Source organism: Corynebacterium incognita, from assembly GCF_014217255.1.
Taxonomy (GTDB): domain Bacteria; phylum Actinomycetota; class Actinomycetes; order Mycobacteriales; family Mycobacteriaceae; genus Corynebacterium; species Corynebacterium incognitum.
In genome coordinates, this window is sequence record NZ_CP059404.1 from 2,329,244 (window position 1) to 2,348,605 (window position 19,362).

Here is a 19,362-nt window from a genome sequence, read left to right on the forward strand (position 1 = left end):
GGCGAATTCGACGCGCCAACGGTCGGCGTCTGGGCTACTGTAAGCCATGTGAGAAACTCATTGACCTTAGCGTGGAAATCCCAGCGTACGGACGTGGCTGCCCCCAAGAAGGGCGCGGCTCTTCTTGTGGTCACCATGGCTGCTGCAACCCTGGCGGCGTGCAACGCCAACCCCGATGAGGCTGGGGTGCCCGACGCCAACTCGGGATCGAGCGTTGCGCAGGCGAACGTCAGCGCGGAGGAAAGCTCTTTGCTGGGCGAGTCTCGAGCCACTGAGACTGCGAGCACTACGCCCAGCCCCGTGGCCAAGCGCGGTGACATAATGACGCAACGCGATCGTCGCCAGGCGCTTGAACGAATCGCCCGGAAGGTGGAAAAGAAGCACGGGGGGAAGATTGGCATCGCCGTGAACGGCGGCAGCGGCATGGTCTCCACCGGCGCCGAATTCAAGCCGTTGGCCTGGTCTACCATCAAGGTGCCCATTGCCCTAGCCGCAGAACGCACCGGCAAGCAGGACCAGTACATCCTGGACAAGACGCTCAAGGAATCGGACAACGCTACGTCGTGGACGCTGTGGATGGCAGTCAAAAATTCCGTCGGTGGCACTGAAGCTGCCACCCGCAAGGCGGTCTCTAAAGTGACGGCAAAGTCCCAGGGCAACCCTATTTGGCCGCAGGTCGCGCCCGGTAGTATCACTCCCTATGGCTACGCCAAGTGGGGCGTCGAAGAACAGGCGCGATTCATGACGTCCGTACCGTGCCAGCCCAAGGGCAAGCGCGTGTACAAGGCGATGGGGGACGTCGTGCCGTGGCAAAAGTACGGACTGGGCACAGTGCGCGGAATGCACTTCAAGGGCGGCTGGGGTCAGCACGAGGATGGCACCTATACTCAGCGTCAGATGGGTGTCATGAAGTACGGTGACGGCTACCTCGGCATCGCCGTCTATTCCTACTATGACGGCAAGGGCGACCGCTACAGGGGCGGCGAGGCTGCGCTCAACGACGTCGCCAAGGAGCTGCGCCCACTGCTGCGCCACGGCGATTTTGTTCCCGTCACTGACGTCTGCTAACCTCGTATCCACTACCGCCCGTAGCGCTAGCACCATGTCTTATGGCATGATGCCCAGTATCGCGGGTCACAAGCGGAGTTTCTCCCACCCGATGCCGTCCTTTGTGGCTGGCTCAAGGTAAAAGGTAACGCACGACCACCCATCGCGCTCAGCGCGGAGGGGTGCCAGCGCGTGTCTTTTAAGAAACTCCCGGCTGCCGAACCACGGCAACCGGGTTTTATCGTTTGTGGCAAACGGTAGGCGAATCACACTTTTGAACTTAGGAGACAAACATCAGCGCTGAAGCCCGTATCAATGAGCGCATCAGGGTACCCGAGGTACGCCTCGTTGGCCCTGGTGGCGAACAGGTTGGAATCGTCCGCACGGACGATGCCCGCAAACTTGCGTACGACGCCGACTTGGATTTGGTGGAAGTAGCCCCCAACGCCAAGCCGCCGGTTGCCAAGATCATGGATTATGGCAAGTACAAGTACGAGCAGACTCAGAAGGCCCGCGAGGCCCGCAAGAATCAGCAGCAGACCGTCGTCAAAGAGCAAAAGTTCCGTCCCAAGATCGATGATCACGATTACGAGACGAAGAAGAACAACGTGGTTCGCTTCCTGGAGAAGGGTTCCAAGGTCAAGGTCACCATTATGTTCCGCGGCCGCGAGCAGTCGCGTCCGGAACTCGGCTTCCGCCTCCTGGAGCGTCTCGCTGAAGACGTTGCAGAATCCGGCGTAGTGGAGTCCCGTCCGAAGCAGGACGGCCGAAACATGACCATGGTTTTGGGGCCTAATCGCAAGGGCAAGAAGTAGCACAGGCAATTTCGTTCAACCGCACTAAAAGGACTATCTCTCATGAAGCAGAAGACCCACAAGGGCACCGCTAAGCGCATCAAGCAGACCGGTTCTGGCAAGCTGCGCCGTGAGCAGGCTAACCGCCGCCACCTGCTGGAGGGCAAGCCTTCCACCCGCACCCGTCGCCTGAAGGGCGATGAGGCTGTCGCACGCGCAGACGTCAAGCGCATCAAGCGCCTGCTGGGCAAGGCTTAAGTAGCCTTTGGGGCCGCGCCCGCGCAGCCCGCTCGCCCTCAAGAATCAAGCATTAAACATCAATTCAATACGTTGTAAGGAAGTATCACCGTGGCACGAGTAAAGCGGTCAGTTAACGCTAAGAAGAAGCGTCGCGCAATTTTGAAGTCCGCTAAGGGCTACCGTGGCCAGCGCTCCCGCCTGTACCGTAAGGCGAAGGAACAGTGGCTGCACTCTATGACTTACGCTTACCGCGACCGTCGCGCTCGTAAGTCTGAGTTCCGTAAGCTGTGGATTCAGCGTATCAACGCTGCTGCCCGCATGAACGACATCACCTACAACCGTCTCATCCACGGCCTGCGCCTGGCTGAGATCGAGGTGGACCGCAAGATCCTGGCTGAGCTGGCTGTTAACGACTTCGACACCTTCTCCGCGTTGTGCGAGGCCGCTAAGGCTGCCCTCCCGGAGGACGTCAACGCTCCGAAGGCCGCCTAGTTTCACTAGCCTTTCCGGCTTTCGGCCTTACGGCCTCGAGGCCCTGAGGACCGTGGCTTTTGACCCGCCCCAACCCGCTTCCGAGCGGGGTCGTGGGCGGGTTTTTGCGTATCGACGTCGTGGGGCGTGCCGGGTGGGAGAGCGTGCGCGGTGCCGCCGTCGCCTCGCTTGCTAAGTTTGGGGGTATGACTTTGGACTTTGAGAACGCCTTCACTGAGCGCACCCCGCGCATAGTTAACGCCGCCAAGCTGCACCGCGCGGCCAACCGCCGCAAGGCCGGGGTGTTTATCGTGGAGGGCTCTAATTCGGTGGAGGCCGCCGTGGCCACCGGCGCGGCGCGCGACGTGTTCGTGACAGAGGCGGCCGCGGAGCGTTTCGGGGAGATTCTCACCACTGCCGGCTATATGGACGTCTATGTCCACCCGATCACTGACAAGGCGGCCAAGTCTTTGGCGGACACCGCGACAACGAGCGGCATTTTCGCGCTGTGTGCCGACGTCCTGTGGTCGGCGGGAAAGATTTTTGGCGGCAAACCCCGCCTGGTATCCATCCCGGTGCTCACCTCTGAGCCGGGTAATGCGGGCACTCTCATCCGTACCTCCGATGCGATGGGCGCCGATGGAGTCATTTTCGCCGGCGAGACCGTGGACCCACTGGGGTGTAAGGTGGCGCGGTCGTCGGCAGGCTCGCTCTTCCACATCCCGGTGGCCCGGCACACTGGCGTTAAAGACGTCATCGGACAAGCACGGGCGGCGGGCCTGCAGATTCTGGCGACGTCGGTGGAAGGTGAGGCCACTCTGGACGAGGTAGATCTGACCCGGCCAACCGCCTGGCTATTCGGCAACGAGGCGCACGGTTTGGACACAGATGTCGAGGCGCTGGCAGATACAAAAGTTCGCATCCCCATCCTCGGACGCGCAGAATCGCTTAACCTGGCTAGTGCCGCCAGTATTTGTCTGTACCAATCGGCGCGGGCGCTGGCGACTGGCACCGTGTAGCCACATAGCCAGATACAGGCGCATAGGGCTGTAAAGATGACGTAGGGAGAGAAGAGCTTTGTCCGTGACGTTCCATTTCGCGCAGCCCGGGTTGACGTTCTTTACCGCTGACTTTGACTTCAGCAAGTTATTGTATTCCTCGGACCCGAGGAACTTAACAGCCCGACCCGGATATGGAACCGGCGGCGCAACGCATCGCATCGCTGAGACGCTAGGCATAGAGGTTGATGCGACGGTGTGCGTCGACCTATGCGAAGAGTTATACCGTTCGCGACGCTTCCATCAGGGAGGTGGATGCCATTGCCGAAGCGTTTGCATTCACTCCGGAATTGCTCGAAACGGCAGTGTTCTCACTCCCGAGGCCGCGGAGTGTGCGGCAGAGACTGTGCTCATGCAGCTGGGAAGCTGGGTGAGCATCATGGATCATCACGTTCAGTGCGACTGCTGCCAGGTGGACGCTGTAGGTGACGATAGATTCCTGGTGGAGTGGGGGCACAACCTGGGAGAACAAGGTTCCTACCGGTTGCATGTGACAGGAATTGCAGCGGCTATCACGGCGTGGACGAGCTTCGCGGAAGACGACCGCACCGCATTTAATACCCACGACTGGAAGTTCGTGACTGAGGCATGAGTACTATAAGCAGATAGAAAATGTAAGGCGTAACAAACAAGGGACGTGTGTTGTAAGTGTCTGATAATATCCAGGAATCCTCGCAGGTGGACCTGTCCGAGAATACTCTGAACACGGCCGCTGACCAGGCCGTCGCGGCGTTCGATGCGGCGACCAGCCTGGAGGAGCTTGCCATCGCGCGGAAGGAACACCTGGGCGACGATGCCTATATTCCCTCGGCGCGCCAGTCACTGGGTTCGTTGCCGAAGGACCAGCGCAAGGCGGCAGGCAAGGCCGTGAACATGGCTCGCGGTCGCGTTGAAAAGCGCTTCAACGAGGTCAAGGCAGTCTTGGAAGAAAAGGCACGCCAGGAGCAGCTCGCGGCGGAGACGGTGGACGTCACCGTGCCCACCACCCGCCAGCAGCCGGGCGCCCTGCATCCCATCACGGCACTGAGCGAGCGCATCGGCGACATTTTCATTGGCATGGGTTGGGAACTGGCCGAAGGCCCGGAGGTGGAGGCTGAATACTTCAACTTCGACGCCCTCAACTTCCTGCCGGACCACCCGGCGCGCACCCTTCAGGACACCTTTCACGTGGGCGCCGCCCGTGAAGAGAAGGTCGACGGCACCGGTTTTGCCGGTTCCCGCCAGGTGCTGCGCACCCACACCTCGCCGGTTCAAGTACGAACCATGCTGGACCACGAGCCCCCGCTGTATATCGCCTGCCCCGGCCGTGTTTTCCGTACTGACGAGCTCGACGCCACCCACACCCCGGTATTCCACCAGATTGAAGGCCTGGCCGTAGACAAGGGCCTGACCATGGCGCACCTGCGCGGCACGCTGGACCACCTGGCCAAGGTGCTGTTCGGGCCAGAGACCAAGACCCGCATGCGCACCAACTACTTCCCGTTCACGGAACCTTCCGCAGAGGTTGACGTGTGGTTCCCGAACAAAAAGGGCGGCGCCGGATGGATCGAGTGGGGCGGCTGCGGCATGGTTAACCCCAACGTCCTGCGTGCCGTGGGCGTTGACCCAGAAGAGTACACCGGCTTCGCCTTTGGCATGGGCCTGGAGCGCACCCTGCAGTTCCGCAACGGGTTGACGGACATGCGTGACATGGTCGAAGGCGATGTCCGCTTCACCCAGCCCTTCGGCGTTCATGCCTAAGAACTAGTTACCCATCACTTCACCGCAAGCACAGCGCATAACTTTCAGAGGAGCAAGACAACACCATGCTTATTAGCCAGAATTGGGTAACCGGCCTGCTGGGCGCGAAGAATCCGGGCTGGAGCGTTTCCAGCGAGGAACTCGACTCCGGCTTCGTTCGCGTCGGCTTTGAAACCGAGGGCTACGAAGCCCTTCCGGAGGTTTCCGGCCCGCTGGTCATCGGCCGCGTCGACGAGATCGAAGAACTGACGCAATTCAAAAAGCCGATCCGCTACTGCCAGGTCAACGTCGGTGACGCCAACGGTACCGGCGAGCTGCAAGGCATTATCTGCGGCGCGCGCAACTTCCGCGAGGGTGACTACGTGGTCGTGGCACTTCCTGGCGCGGAACTGCCCGGTGGCTTCAAGATTGCCGCGCGCGAGACTTATGACCACATCTCTAACGGCATGCTGTGCTCCGCCGCGGAGTTGGGTATGACCAAGGACTCCCCGGGCATTATCGTCGTGGATGAGAGCTACGGTGAACCAGGGCAGGATGCTCGCGACGCCATCCAGCTCGGGGATACCGTCTTTGACGTCAACATCACCCCGGACCGCGGTTACGCGCTGTCCGCGCGCGGCCTGACGCGCGAGCTGGCGTCTGCGTTCTCCCTAGAATTCGCCGATGCTGCTACCGATCCGACTGTGGCGGGCATCGACGTCGCGGGCGTTCCGGCACCAGCTGGCGAAGCGCTGGCCGTGTCCATTGCGGACGACACCAAGACCCGCCGGTTCGGACTGCGCAAGGTGACCGGCATCAACACGGATGCCCGCACTCCATTCTGGATGCAGCGCGAGCTCATGCTGTCCGGCATGCGTCCCGTGAACCCAGCCACCGACGTCACCAACTACGTCATGCTTCTGCTGGGCCAGCCCATGCACGCCTTCGACGCCAGCAAGGTCGCCGGGGGCTTGAGCATCCGCCGCGCCCAGCCGGGGGAGAAATTTGAGACCCTCGACCACGTGAAGCGTGAGCTGCACGCCGAGGATGTTGTGATCTGCGACGAGACCGGCATTCAGTCCCTCGCCGGCGTCATGGGCGGCACCTCCTCGGAGATCGCCGACGAGACCACCGACGTTTTGTTCGAGGCTGCTAACTGGGATCCCATTGGCATCGCACGCACCTCTCGTCGTCACAAGCTCAGCTCGGAGGCCTCGCGCCGGTTTGAGCGCGGCGTCGACCCCGCCATCGTCGAGGTAGCACTGGATGTGGCCTGCCAGCTGCTCGTTGAGATTGCCGGCGGCTCCATCGAGGCCACCCGCACGTTGCTAGGCGACGTCGAGAAGCCAGCACCTATCACCATGGCGTCCGGTAAGCCGGCAGCCTACGCAGGCGTGGACTACGCCGCGCAGACCGTGGAGGCGCGCCTGCGCGAGGTCGGGTGCGAGGTCACCGCGTCCGGCGGTGACGCCGCCACGTTGACTGTCGTGCCGCCGACGTGGCGCAGCGACATCACCATGGACGTGGATCTGGTGGAAGAGGTTCTGCGCCTGGAAGGGCTCGAGGACATCCCGCTTGTCCTGCCCACCCCGAAGGGCGGCCGCGGCCTGACTCCGGCGCAAGTGCGTCGCCGGGCCATTGGCCACGGTTTGGCGTACGCGGGCTACGTGGAAATCCTTCCGAGCCCATTCATCGCGACCGACACCTTTGACGTCTGGGGTCTCGAAGCTGATGATCCGCGCCGCAACGTGGTGACCGTGCAGAACCCGCTGGAGGCGGACAATGCGGTGCTCGGCACCACGCTACTGCCCAACATGCTGGTGGCCCTGGCGCGGAACGTGGCCCGTGGCCGCCAGGATCTGGCGCTGTTCGGCCAGCAGCAGGTCGCTTTCCAACGCGGCCAACAGACACCGATGCCGGACGTCTCTGCACGCCCCAGCAAGGCCGAGGCCACTGAACTCATTGAGTCCCTGCCATACCAGCCGCTCCACGTAGCCACGGTGGGCGCGGGTAATTGGGAGCTGGCCGGGCCGTGGGGCGAAGGTCGCGCGTACACCTACGCCGACGCCATCGAGTCTGCGCGCTTGGTTGCACGTGCCGCAGGCGTTGAGCTGGAGCTTGAGGCCGCTGAGCAGCTGCCGTGGCACCCAGGCCGTTGCGCCGCGCTCAAGGTCAAGGGCGAGGTCGTCGGACACGCCGGCGAGCTGCACCCGCAGGTACTCAAGGCTCTGGGCCTTCCGGAGCGCGTGTGCGCGATGGAGCTAGATGTCACGGCCCTGCCGTTGGACGAGCAGTTCCCGGCGCCGGTGCTATCCGCCTTCCCGGGCCTGCACCAGGACATCGCGCTCGTCGTGGATGAATCCGTTCCCGCCGAGTCCGTTCGTCGCGCTGTCGCCGAGGGTGCCGGGGAACTGCTGGAGAGCGTCGAGCTGTTCGACATCTTCCGCGGCGAGCAGCTGGGGGACAATAAGAAGTCCCTGGCGTTTTCCATGCTGTTCCGCGCTGGAGACCGCACCCTGACCGACGAGGAGGTCAACGAGCACCGCCTCGCTGCAGCCGCTGTAGCCAAGGAGCGCTTCGGCGCCGAGATGCGCGCCTAGCATTTCACCTCTCCCTGACGGCAGTGACAGCCCGGGCCACCCTTGGTGGCCCGGGCTTCGTGCTGTCTGCGGCAATAAGCATTTCCCTGCTAGCCGCCGAAACTCTGATCTCAATCGCAATCGTCTGATCGCCGCGGGTAGGGAAGGGGGAGTCCGCCGGGGGTATCGATAACTTGTAATTCTTTCATTAGTGCTGTGAGGCAAAAGTCCTGAGTAAGGCGGGTGGTGGTGGAAGATCTGGTGTGATTTCGCACGGCCAGAGCTTATAAAATGCAACCGACTGCAATTTTTGCTATGGTGTTGCCATGACCATTTCGCTAGCCGTCGCAGGCGCCACCGGATATGCGGGCGGGGAGATCATCAGGTTGCTCCTTGGCCACCCAGCAATGCAGTCTGGGCAGCTGCGCCTGCGTACCTTGTTTGCCGGTGACAAGGCAGAGGAGAGCGTTGCGGCCCACCTACCGCACCTCGCAGCGGCGCTCCACGAGGCGGCTGGGCCGGAGAGTTTTGCGAAGACGACGCCGGAAGCCCTCGCGGAACACGACGTGGTATTTCTAGCGCTACCGCACGGCCACTCCGCGGCGTTAGCGCAGCAGCTTCCTGAATCGGTGAAACTCATTGACTGCGCCGCTGACTTCCGGCTGGAATCCGGGACGGAGTGGGGCGCTTACTACAACCCGGCAGGCACTAACGCTGCAACCCCGTGGGCGGGAACGTGGCCCTATGGTTTGCCGGAACTCCCCGGAAAGCGGGCGTCCATCCAATCGGCGAACCGGGTGGCCGTGCCGGGGTGCTTCCCCACGGCGGTGAGTCTGGCGGCTTACCCGGCGTTGGCCGCCGGGCTCGCTCTGCCGGATGTGTCAGTGACGGCAGTGACCGGCGCCTCCGGCGCGGGCAAGAAACCTTCAGCGCCACTCTTGGGCGCGGAGTTGATGGGAAACCTTAAGCCCTATTCTGCGGCCGGGGCGCACCGGCACATCCCCGAGATCCTGCAGAACCTCGCTCCCGCGGTGGGGAAAGAAGCAAGCGACGTCGCGCTGAGCTTTACTCCCGTACTCGCGCCGCTAACGCGCGGCATCCTGGCCGTGGCCATCATGCCGCTCGCCGCAGAGATTGACGTGGACGCCGCCGCCAAACAGCTGCGCGGTGCCTACCACGATGCCTATGCCACTGAGCCCTTTATCGAGCTCCTTGATGCGCAGGCAGGGCAGTTCCCGGAGACCGCCAACGTGGCCGGAAGCAATCGCGTGCAGATCGCAGTGGACGTCGATAAGCGCGCCCGCAAGGTCATCGCCACCGCCGCGGTAGACAACCTCACCAAGGGAACAGGTGGGGCAGCAGTCCAGTGCATGAACCTCATGGTTGGTTTCCCGGAGACCGCCGGTCTACCCCTCACCGGGCTCCGCCCGTAGGGCTGCAGGACAACTTTCTCGGTGGGCCCTGGGCCGTAGCGCCCCCGCACCGCCGACGCGCTACCAACAGCGCAGTGACAAAGAAACGGACTGTACGAACAGTGAACACTGTAGAGCCCCACACACTACGGGCACACGAGGAAAAGGGAGGATAGACATGGAAGCGACAGTGGTAGCGCCAGCCGGAGAAGGTGTGGCACGTGATTCGACAATGGCGGGGAACACTGGAGTCACCGCGCCGGCGGGCTTTAGCGCCGCGGGTATTGCGGCGGGTCTGAAGAAGAGTGGCAAGAAGGATCTGGCACTCGTGGTAAACACCGGGCCGGAAGCTATCGCCGCGGGGGTCTTTACCCGCAATAAGGTGCATTCTGCAGCGGTAACCGTCTCGCGCGCGGCCGTAGCCGACCGGGAGACCGGTGTGCGCGCGGTCATCATCAACTCCGGGAACGCCAACGCGTGCACCGGCGCGCAGGGGTTTGCAGACGCCCAGGCGATGCAAGCACAGACCGCGCATGCGCTGCATTTGCCGCCAGCGGCGGTCGCGGTGTGTTCCACGGGACTCATCGGCGAGCCGCTGGATATGGGCACCGTCGTGGCCGGGATTGAGAGCATCGTCCCGCAGCTGGATACCACGACCAAGTCTGGTGAGGACGCAGCCACCGGGATATTGACTACTGATACGTGTATGAAGCAGGCGGTGTATCACGGTGCGGGCTGGACCATCGGCGCCATGGCCAAGGGCGTGGGCATGATGGCGCCGTCGCTGGCCACCATGCTTGCGGTGATCACCACCGACGCCCAGGTCGATGCGGCGCTGCTTCATGACGCGCTCGCTGGTGTCTCGAACACGACGTTTAACACGGTAGATATTGACGGCACCACCTCGACGAACGACTCGGTCATCGCCATGGCTAATGGTGCCAGCGGGACTCAGCCGTCGGCCGAGGAATTCACCGCGGCCCTGCATGCGGTGTGTGCGGATTTGGCGCAGCAGTTGCAGGGGGACGCCGAAGGCGTCACCAAGGTCGTAGACATCACGGTGACCGGAGCGGCCACAGACGAGCAGGCGCTCGAGGCTGCCAGGGCCGTGGGTCGCGACAACCTGTTCAAGTGCGCCATGTTCGGCTCGGATCCCAACTGGGGCCGGGTGTTGGCGGCAGTGGGCATGGCCCCGGTGGACATGGACCCCGGCAATATCGCGGTGTGGTTCAACGGACACCAGGTGTGCGCCCACACCACCGGCGTGCCGGGCGCGCGCGAGGCGGATCTCAGCGGCGCTCACATCGCCGTGACCATTGACCTCGGCGCGGGTGGCAGCGGCCACGCCACCGTCCACACCACCGACTTGTCCTTCAACTACGTGGAGATCAACTCCGCGTATGCGACTTAAGGCGGTGGGTGAAGAAATGTTGCTCACTACTACACCGGCCAGCTCCGTGGCCGCTCCCGGCAGGGGATCGGGCTTTACTGCGGGGCTCAGCGACGCCGACAGGGCCCGGGTACTCGTGGAGGCCCTGCCCTGGCTGCAGGAGCTGCGGGGCAAGACCGTCGTTGTGAAGTATGGCGGGAACGCCATGGTGGATGACGAACTCAAGAAAGCCTTCGCCGCTGACATGGCCCTGTTGCGAACGGTGGGCATCAAGCCCGTCGTGGTCCACGGCGGTGGCCCGCAGATCTCCGCGATGCTGGAGAGGCTGGGCATCAAGACTGAGTTCAAAGGTGGCTTCCGGGTCACCGATGCCCAGGACATCGAGATTGTCCGCATGGTGTTGTGCGGCCAGGTCGGCCGCGATCTCGTCGGGCTTATCAACGCACATGGCCCCTACGCGGTGGGCATGTCCGGCGAGGACGCGGGCCTCTTCCGCGCGGAGAAGAGGCTCGTGGACGTCGAAGGCGTGCCCACGGATGTCGGCCGGGTCGGAGACATCATAAGCGTCAACGCCGAAGCCATCCAAGACATCGTGGATGCCGGACGAATCCCGATCGTCTCCACCATCGCGCCCGACGCCGCCGGGACCATCTATAACATCAACGCCGATACAGCCGCCTCTGCGCTCGCTCAGGCCTTGGGTGCAGACCGGCTCCTCATGCTCACCAACGTCGCCGGGCTCTACACGGACTGGCCAAACCAAGACTCGCTGGTGTCCATCATCAAAGAAAACGACCTTGCCGCCCTAGTTCCACGTTTGGACTCGGGAATGATCCCCAAGATGGATGCCTGCCTTAAGGCAGTTCAGTCCGGGGTCCACGCCGCCCACGTTATCGATGGCCGTGCGCCGCACGCGGTCATCCTCGAACTGCTCACCCCTGGCGGTGTGGGAACGATGGTGCTTCCCGACGCCGCTGACGCCCCCGCACACACCACTGCTCATGCTTCCACTGGAGTGCTGTATAGGAAGGACGATTCCCATGCTTAGCCAACTTCCCACGTCACCGATGATCCTCGATGCTACTCAGCCGACCGACGCGGCCCCGCAGGCGGACACGACTACCGCGACAAACGAGACACCAAATCTGGGTGATCGCTGGAATGCTGCACTCATGAACACCTACGGCACTCCGTCGATGAGCCTGGTCCGGGGCCAGGGGAGCCGGGTCTGGGATGAGGAGGGCAACGATTACCTCGACTGCCTCGCCGGTATCGCGGTTAACGCGCTTGGGCACGCCCACCCCGCGGTGGTCGACGCCGTGACACACCAGGTCTCCCAGTTGGGGCACGTCTCCAACCTGGCGGGCTCCGCTCCTGCGGTGGAGTTGGCCGAGTCCCTGCAGAGCCGCATCGCCGACGCCACTGATGCCGCCACCGGCCAGGCGACGCGGGTGTTCTTCGCTAACTCGGGCGCCGAGGCGAACGAGGCGGCGCTCAAGCTCGCGCGCTTAAGTGGCAAGCGGCGGATCCTCACAGCCGAGGGTGGCTTCCACGGACGCACGATGGGCACCTTGACGCTGACCGGCCAACCGACGAAGCAGCAGAAGTTCCGGCCGTTGCTTTCCGACGTCGAGTACTTCCCCTACGGCGACATTGGGTACCTCACGCAACTGGTGGAGCAGGCCCCCGACGACACCGCGGCCATCATGCTGGAGCCCGTTCAGGGTGAGTCCGGCGTCATTCCGGCGCCCACGGGCTTTTTTACTCAGGTACGCGCGCTGTGCGATAAGCACGACATTTTGTTCATCGTGGACGAAGTCCAGACCGGTGTGGGACGCACCGGCGACTTCTTCGCATTCGAGCACGAGGGAATCGTCCCCGACATCGTCACCCTGGCTAAGGGGCTGGGTGGCGGGCTGCCAATTGGTGCTTGCCTGGCTATTGGCGAGGCCAACCGCTTCGAGCCGGGTGACCACGGCACTACCTTCGGTGGCAACCCGATTGCCTGTGCCGCTGCCAATGCCGTGCTCAACGAGCTGGACCCGCACATGCTTGTCGACGTCAAGTACAAGAGCGCCAAGCTGATCGGCGCGCTGTCTACTATTCGCGGGGTCCGGGCCGTCCGGGGACGCGGGCTCATGCTCGGCGTCGTGCTGCGGACCCCGGTGGCGGCCGAGGTGGTGTCGGTTGCCCGCGAACACGGCCTCATCGTTAACGCGCCGGCACCAGACGTTATTCGACTGACCCCGCCGCTGGTCATCAGCGACGAGGAGATCACTGAAGCAGTATCGACGTTGGCCACCGTGTTGTGGCAGCTCAGCTAGAACATCACCAATTGAACATCACCAATCCAGTTATCTATATTCCGAACTGAGGAGACACCATGACACCCCGGCACTTTTTGGCAGATGACGATCTTTCACCACAGGAGCAGCACGAGATCCTTGATCTTGCGTTAGAGCTCAAGGCGGAACCCTATTCGAGGAAGCCCCTGGAGGGTCCCCAAACGGTAGCGGTCCTGTTTGATAAGTCCTCCACGCGAACCCGCTTTTCGTTCAGCGCTGGAATCGCCGCGTTGGGAGGCAATCCGATCGTGGCGGATTCGTCCACCATGCACTTGGGCAAGGGCGAACCGATTTCGGACACCGCACGGGTGCTGTCTCGGTTTGCCAGCGCCATCGTCTGGCGGACCTATGCGCACGCGGGGCTGGAAGAGATGGCAGCGCACGCCTCGGTTCCGGTGATCAATGCCCTCAGCGATGACCTCCACCCGTGTCAGATCCTCGCTGACCTGGTGACCTGCGCCGAGAATTTCGGCGGCGTCGACAAGCTTGCGGGAAAGAAAGCGGTGTACATCGGCGATGGCGCCAACAACATGGCCCATTCATATATGTTGGGATTTTCAACGGCAGGAATGCATATTTCTATCGTCGCCCCAGAGGCGTATTGGCCCCAGGAGCGTTTCGTCAAGAGGGCTCGCGAACGGGCCGAAATAACCGGGGGGAGCGTCGAAATTACCTCCGATGTTAACGCCGTAGCAGGTGCACAAGTGGTGATTACTGATACCTGGGTGTCGATGGGGCAGGAGGCTGAAGCCGACCAAAAACGCACCCAGTTGCTGCCATATCAAGTGAATAGTGACACAATGAATAAAGCAGGGAAGCGTGCTATCTTTTTGCATTGCCTCCCGGCATACCGCGGCTACGAAGTTACTACGGACGTGATTGACGGTCCGACCTCGAGAGTTTTTGATGAGGCAGAGAACCGGATGCACGCCCAAAAGGCTTTGTTGGTGTGGTTGTTGGAACATAGTGACGCACGTGAAGCTAGGGTCCTGCCTTAGCTTTCCTCGAAAGTTAAAGGACGACAGATGGCATCGCAGACTACTCGCAACGCTCGTCAGGCGAAAATTCTTGAGATCCTGGGCAAGACCAAAATCACCAGCCAGGTACAGCTCTCCGAGCTGCTTCTCAAGGAAGGTATCGACATCACGCAGGCGACGCTTTCGCGAGACTTGGATGAGCTCGGTGCCAAGAAAGTGCGTCGCGGTGCCGGCCGGTCTTTCTACATGGTCGGCGGAGACCTAGAACAATTCGAGGACCAAATCAACGGGCCGCGTGAAAAGCTGCGTCGCATGGTCGATGAACTCGTCGTGTCAGCAGACCATTCGGGCAATATCGCGATGCTGCGCACCCCAGCCGGTGCGGCGCAATACCTCGCCAGCTTCATTGATCGCGTGGGGCTTCCCGACGTCGTGGGGTGCATCGCTGGCGATGACACCGTTTTCGTCCTCGTACGTGAACCGGTGACCGGCCGCGAAATGGCAGAGCGCCTCACCGATCGGGGGCGGGGTTAGCATTCTTTCGCGCGAGAGTGCATAATATTACATAGACTGTAATATTTATCTAAGGAGTTTTCATGACCTCTCGTGTAGTGCTCGCGTATTCCGGCGGCCTGGACACGTCCGTGGCCATCCCCTACCTGGCCAAAATGACCGGTGGCGAAGTGATCGCCGTGTCCCTCGATTTGGGCCAGGGCGGCGAGGATATGGAGTCCGTACGTCAGCGCGCGCTTGACTGCGGCGCCGTGGAGTCCATCGTCGTGGACGCTCGCGATGAATTCGCCGACGAATACTGCCTGCCCACCATCAAGGCCAACGCGATGTACATGAAGCAATACCCATTGGTCTCTGCTATCTCCCGCCCGCTCATCGTTAAGCACTTGGTGAAGGCCGCGCAGGAGCACGGCGGCAGTCACGTCTCGCACGGCTGCACCGGCAAGGGCAACGACCAGGTCCGCTTCGAGGTCTCTTTCCGTGCCCTGGACCCCACCTTGGACATCATCGCTCCGGCACGTGACTACGCCTGGACCCGAGACAAGGCCATCGCCTTCGCCGAAGAGATCGACCTGCCTATCGAGCAGTCCGCGGCGTCACCCTTCTCCATCGACCAGAACGTTTTCGGCCGCGCGATTGAGACCGGCTACCTCGAGGATCTGTGGAACGCGCCGACCAAGGACATCTATGCTTACACCGAAGATCCAGCGCTGGGCAATGCCCCGGACGAGGTAGTGATCTCGTTTGAGAAGGGTAAGCCCGTTGCCATTGATGGCAAGCAGATGTCCATGCTCGAGATCATTGAAGAACTCAACCGCCGGGGCGGCGCCCAGGGCATCGGCCGCCTGGACATGGTGGAGGACCGCCTTGTGGGCATCAAGTCCCGCGAGATTTACGAGGCCCCCGGCGCCATGATCCTCATCAAGGCCCACGAGGCCATGGAGGACGTCACCCTTGAGCGCGAGCTTGCGCGCTACAAGCGCCTTGTTGATGCCCGCTGGTCCGAGGAGGTTTACGACGGCCTCTGGTTCGGTCCGCTCAAACGTTCCCTGGACGCCTTCATTGACTCCACGCAGGACAACGTCAACGGCGACATCCGACTGGTTCTGCAGTCCGGCCAGATCATCGTCAACGGCCGCCGCTCCGAGACCGGCCTGTACGACTTCAACTTGGCCACCTACGACACCGGCGACACCTTCGACCAGACCGCCGCTAAGGGCTTCGTTCAGCTGCACGGCCTGTCCGCCCAGATTGCCAACAAGCGCGACCGCGAACAGGGCAATGGTCCGACCGCGGGGGCACAGGTCTAATGGGCAACCCGCAACCACAGGATTCCGCGGCGAAGCACGGCACTAACCAGGGTTCTTTGTGGGGTGGCCGATTTTCCGGCGGCCCTTCGGAGGCGATGTTTGCGCTGAGCGTGTCCACCCATTTCGACTGGGTGCTCGCACCGTACGACGTCCTGGCTTCGAAGGCCCATGCCAAGGTGCTGCACCGCGCCGGCCTGTTGTCCGACGCCGATCTGGAGACCATGCTGGACGGACTCTCCCAGCTGGGTGAGAAGGTGGCTTCCGGCGAGTTCCGCCCCGAGCCTACGGATGAGGATGTCCACGGCGCGATGGAGCGCGGGCTCATCGACATCGTCGGCCCCGAGGTCGGTGGACGTCTGCGCGCGGGGCGATCCCGCAATGACCAGGTGGCCACTATGTTCCGCATGTGGGTCCGGGACGCCATCCGGGACGTCGCCACGCAGACCACCGAGCTTATCGACGCCCTGGCGGCCCAGGCTGCGGCACATCCAGACGCCATCATGCCGGGTAAGACGCACTCGCAGGCAGCGCAGCCGATACTGCTGGCACACCATCTGCTGGCCCACGCTCAGCCCTTGCTGCGCGACATTGGGAGGATGCAGGACCTCGACAAGCGCCTAGCCGTTTCCCCGTACGGCTCCGGCGCGCTGGCAGGCTCCTCGCTCGCGCTCGATCCCGGGGCCATCGCCGAGGAGCTCGGGTTTAACGCCGCTGCGGAGAACTCGCTGGACGGCACCTCCTCACGCGACTTCGCCGCGGAAGCCGCCTTCGTCCTCGCACAGCTGGCGGTGGACATGTCCCGTCTGGCCGAAGAAATCGTCTACTGGTGTACCCCGGAGTTCGGCTACGTCACCCTCGACGATGCTTGGTCCACCGGGTCGTCGATTATGCCGCAGAAGAAAAACCCGGACGTCGCCGAGCTCACCCGCGGCAAGACAGGACGCCTGATCGGCAATCTGTCGGGCCTCATGGCCACACTCAAGGCCCAGCCACTGGCGTACAACCGAGACCTGCAGGAGGACAAAGAGCCCCTGGTGGACTCCTTTGCTCAGCTCAACCTCTTATTGCCGGCGATGACCGGACTGGTCAGCACGCTGGTCTTCCACACCGACCGCATGCGGGAGCTTGCGCCGCAGGGCTTTACTCTGGCCACCGACCTGGCCGAGTGGATGGTACGTCAGGGCGTTCCGTTTCGCGAGGCCCACGAAGCCTCGGGCGAGTGCGTGCGCCTGGCGGAAGCCAGGGGAGTGGACCTGGTGGACCTCACCGACGAGGAGTTCGCGGGCGTCGACAAGCGCCTCACCCCAGAGGTGCGCACGGTGCTCACCATCGACGGCGCGGTAGCTTCGCGCTCCACCAAGGGCGGCACCGCCGGCGTTCGGGTGGCCGAGCAACGCGCGGAAGTTGAGCGCAAGTCCGCGGACTATCGCCAGTGGGCTCAGCGCCCCACCCGATAGACCTCCTCACCGAGGGCATCCAGTGTCTGCGCGACGCTGGTCAACGTCCCGACTCAACACACTCGGGTCAACGCCACCGTGTAGCATGAGCTGCATGAGCGTTGACCCGAAACTGTTGGAAATCCTCGTCTGCCCACAAGACAAGGGCGAGCTGGTCTATAACGAGGACAAGAACGTCCTCATCAACGAGCGCCTGCACATCGCCTATCCCATCGAGGATGGCATTCCCGTGATGCTTGCCGACGAAGCAATCGACTGGCCAGCCTAAGGCCCACCGACCCCACATTTTCGGAGAAGAACCCATGAACATCATTGACGAACTGTCCTGGCGTGGACTCATCAACCAATCCACTGACCTCGATGCGCTCCGCGAAGCCTGCGCGGAACCCATCACTCTGTACTGCGGCTTCGACCCGACCGGTGACTCCCTGCACGCAGGTCACTTGGTGCCCATGATCATGCTGCGCCGCTTCCAGGAATTCGGCCATCGTCCGCTGGCGCTGGCGGGCGGCGCAACCGGTTTCATCGGCGATCCCCGCGACGTCGGCGAGCGTTCCATGCTTTCCGACGACGTGATAGCTCACAATCTCGACTCCATCAAGGGCCAGCTACGCAAGTTCATTGACTTTGATAGCGACAGCGCGAATAGCGCGCTGTTGGTCAATAATGCGGACTGGACCATGAACATGTCCGTCATTTCCTTCTTGCGCGACGTGGGTAAGAACTTCTCTCTGAACACCATGCTTGACCGCGACACGGTGAAGCGCCGCCTGGAATCAGACGGTATCTCCTACACCGAGTTCTCCTACATGCTGCTGCAGGCGAACGACTACGTGACCCTGCACCGCGAGTACGACTGCGTGCTCCAGATCGGCGGCGGCGACCAGTGGGGCAACATCGTCTCCGGCGTGGATCTGAACCGCCGCGTCAACGGCGCAAAGGTACACGGATTGACCGTTCCGCTGGTGACTGATGCTGACGGACAGAAGTTCGGCAAGTCCACCGGTGGCGGCAAGCTGTGGCTCGATCCGGAGAAGACCTCGCCGTACTCGTGGTACCAGTACTTCGTGAACGCCGGCGACTCCGTGGTCATCGACTACATGCGCTGGTTTACTTTCCTTACACAGGAGGAAATCGCTGAGTACGAGGAGAAGGTGGCTAACGAGCCTTTCCGTCGCGAGGCGCAAAAGCGCCTGGCCAAGGAAATGACCGACTTGGTGCATGGCCCGGAGGCGACGAAGGGCGTCGAGCTCGCGGCCCAGGCATTGTTTGGCAAGGCTGAGCTCACGGATCTTGACGAGCAGACGCTCAAGGGCGCTTTGAGTGAAACCACACTTGCGCAGATTGCGGCCGACGCCCCGCGCACCATTGTGGACTTGCTTATCGCCTCCGGGTTGGCGGACTCCAAGGGCGCAGCCCGCCGTACCATTAAGGAGGGCGGTGCCTACGTGAACAACCAACGCATCGAGGCAGAAGACTGGACGCCGACGCCGGAGGATGTGTTGCACGGCAAGTACCTAGTACTGCGCCGCGGCAAGAAGAATTTCGCCGGTGCTGAGCTTCTGGGTTAACGTCCTCGCAACCTTTCATCAATGCTCCCACGTCAGCCGCAAAAGTGGCCAGTGACGTGGGAGTTTGTTTTTGTTTCAGGCGATGTGTAACTTAGTCCAAGTCGCCGAGAGCGCCCCGGTTCGCCGGAAAGCGAAGAAGGTGACAGGGAAGTAAACACGAAGTTGACTTTGATTGAAGTCTTCGACTAGAGTGAAGCTTCCAGCCGCGAGGCAAGCAAGAAGAAATTCTTAGCGGATATCGTGTGCGGACGTTGTCTGAGAACTCAATAGTGTGCCAATGTACTTTTTTATTTTTTGTGTTGTTGCGCATGGTGTGTTGGTGGTTGTGGTGTGTGCCGGGTGGCGCTTTTTGATGAGGGCGTTACTGTAAACATTTAAGTGTTTCATTGGCTGCATTGTGATTACTGATTTGCATTTGTGTGTGATGATGTTTCTGGCCTCGTTTTGCCCCGTCGGGTTGGGGTCAGTTTTTGTAGTAA

19 protein-coding genes are annotated in these 19,362 nt (G+C 62.1%); 18 read left to right on the plus strand and 1 reads right to left on the minus strand.

The features are described 5' to 3' along the window. Positions 1-48: 48 nt before the first annotated feature. From H0194_RS10805 to tyrS, 18 genes are all read left to right on the plus strand, one after another. The gene (locus tag H0194_RS10805) at positions 49-1,068 is read left to right on the plus strand and encodes a serine hydrolase (protein WP_185175867.1); all 1,020 of its coding nucleotides are present in this window, start codon (positions 49-51) and stop codon (positions 1,066-1,068) included. A gap of 272 nt (positions 1,069-1,340) precedes the next feature. After that, positions 1,341-1,862 (plus strand): translation initiation factor IF-3, encoded by a 522-nt coding sequence (gene infC / locus H0194_RS10810; RefSeq protein ID WP_185177011.1) that lies wholly within the window; start codon positions 1,341-1,343, stop codon positions 1,860-1,862. Positions 1,863-1,904: 42 nt separating this feature from the next. Next, a complete protein-coding gene (gene rpmI, locus H0194_RS10815) occupies positions 1,905-2,099 on the plus strand; it encodes a 50S ribosomal protein L35 (RefSeq protein ID WP_185175868.1) in 195 nt (64 codons plus the stop codon). 90 nt (positions 2,100-2,189) lie between these two features. Beyond that, complete coding sequence (gene rplT, locus H0194_RS10820) at positions 2,190-2,573, plus strand: 50S ribosomal protein L20 (protein ID WP_185175869.1); 384 nt, start codon at positions 2,190-2,192, stop codon at positions 2,571-2,573. A gap of 185 nt (positions 2,574-2,758) precedes the next feature. After that, complete coding sequence (locus H0194_RS10825; RefSeq protein ID WP_185177012.1) at positions 2,759-3,571, plus strand: TrmH family RNA methyltransferase; 813 nt, start codon at positions 2,759-2,761, stop codon at positions 3,569-3,571. 418 nt (positions 3,572-3,989) lie between these two features. Continuing rightward, on the plus strand, positions 3,990-4,202 hold the full coding sequence (locus H0194_RS10830) for a hypothetical protein (protein ID WP_185175870.1): 213 nt from the start codon (positions 3,990-3,992) through the stop codon (positions 4,200-4,202). Positions 4,203-4,258: 56 nt separating this feature from the next. Then, positions 4,259-5,350, plus strand: coding sequence for a phenylalanine--tRNA ligase subunit alpha (pheS, locus tag H0194_RS10835; protein WP_425486433.1), 1,092 nt, complete (start codon positions 4,259-4,261; stop codon positions 5,348-5,350). 65 nt (positions 5,351-5,415) lie between these two features. Beyond that, entirely contained in the window at positions 5,416-7,929 is a 2,514-nt protein-coding gene (pheT, locus tag H0194_RS10840; RefSeq protein ID WP_185175871.1) for a phenylalanine--tRNA ligase subunit beta, read from the plus strand. A gap of 305 nt (positions 7,930-8,234) precedes the next feature. Beyond that, positions 8,235-9,341 (plus strand): N-acetyl-gamma-glutamyl-phosphate reductase, encoded by a 1,107-nt coding sequence (gene argC / locus H0194_RS10845; protein WP_185175872.1) that lies wholly within the window; start codon positions 8,235-8,237, stop codon positions 9,339-9,341. 211 nt (positions 9,342-9,552) lie between these two features. Continuing rightward, a complete protein-coding gene (argJ, locus tag H0194_RS10850; protein ID WP_185177014.1) occupies positions 9,553-10,731 on the plus strand; it encodes a bifunctional glutamate N-acetyltransferase/amino-acid acetyltransferase ArgJ in 1,179 nt (392 codons plus the stop codon). A gap of 16 nt (positions 10,732-10,747) precedes the next feature. After that, on the plus strand, positions 10,748-11,758 hold the full coding sequence (argB, locus tag H0194_RS10855; protein ID WP_185175873.1) for an acetylglutamate kinase: 1,011 nt from the start codon (positions 10,748-10,750) through the stop codon (positions 11,756-11,758). A gap of 19 nt (positions 11,759-11,777) precedes the next feature. Beyond that, entirely contained in the window at positions 11,778-13,034 is a 1,257-nt protein-coding gene (locus tag H0194_RS10860) for an acetylornithine transaminase (RefSeq protein WP_185177015.1), read from the plus strand. A gap of 59 nt (positions 13,035-13,093) precedes the next feature. Beyond that, on the plus strand, positions 13,094-14,053 hold the full coding sequence (argF, locus tag H0194_RS10865; RefSeq protein ID WP_185175874.1) for an ornithine carbamoyltransferase: 960 nt from the start codon (positions 13,094-13,096) through the stop codon (positions 14,051-14,053). Between the two features lie 27 nt (positions 14,054-14,080). Continuing rightward, positions 14,081-14,566, plus strand: coding sequence for an arginine repressor (locus H0194_RS10870; RefSeq protein WP_185175875.1), 486 nt, complete (start codon positions 14,081-14,083; stop codon positions 14,564-14,566). Positions 14,567-14,628: 62 nt separating this feature from the next. Continuing rightward, positions 14,629-15,855, plus strand: coding sequence for an argininosuccinate synthase (locus H0194_RS10875; RefSeq protein WP_185175876.1), 1,227 nt, complete (start codon positions 14,629-14,631; stop codon positions 15,853-15,855). Further along, complete coding sequence (gene argH / locus H0194_RS10880) at positions 15,855-17,312, plus strand: argininosuccinate lyase (RefSeq protein WP_185175877.1); 1,458 nt, start codon at positions 15,855-15,857, stop codon at positions 17,310-17,312. Before H0194_RS10875 ends, argH begins: the two co-directional genes overlap by 1 nt. 85 nt (positions 17,313-17,397) lie before the next feature. Further along, a complete protein-coding gene (locus H0194_RS10885; RefSeq protein WP_185175878.1) occupies positions 17,398-17,580 on the plus strand; it encodes a Trm112 family protein in 183 nt (60 codons plus the stop codon). 34 nt (positions 17,581-17,614) lie between these two features. Beyond that, positions 17,615-18,883, plus strand: a complete 1,269-nt coding sequence (gene tyrS, locus H0194_RS10890) for a tyrosine--tRNA ligase (RefSeq protein WP_185175879.1) — start codon at positions 17,615-17,617, stop codon at positions 18,881-18,883. A 228-nt stretch (positions 18,884-19,111) separates the two neighbouring features. Here the strand turns inward: tyrS and H0194_RS10910 are convergent. Then, positions 19,112-19,362, minus strand: a 251-nt coding sequence (locus tag H0194_RS10910) for a hypothetical protein (RefSeq protein WP_211996069.1), incomplete at its 5' end; no start/stop codon positions are given.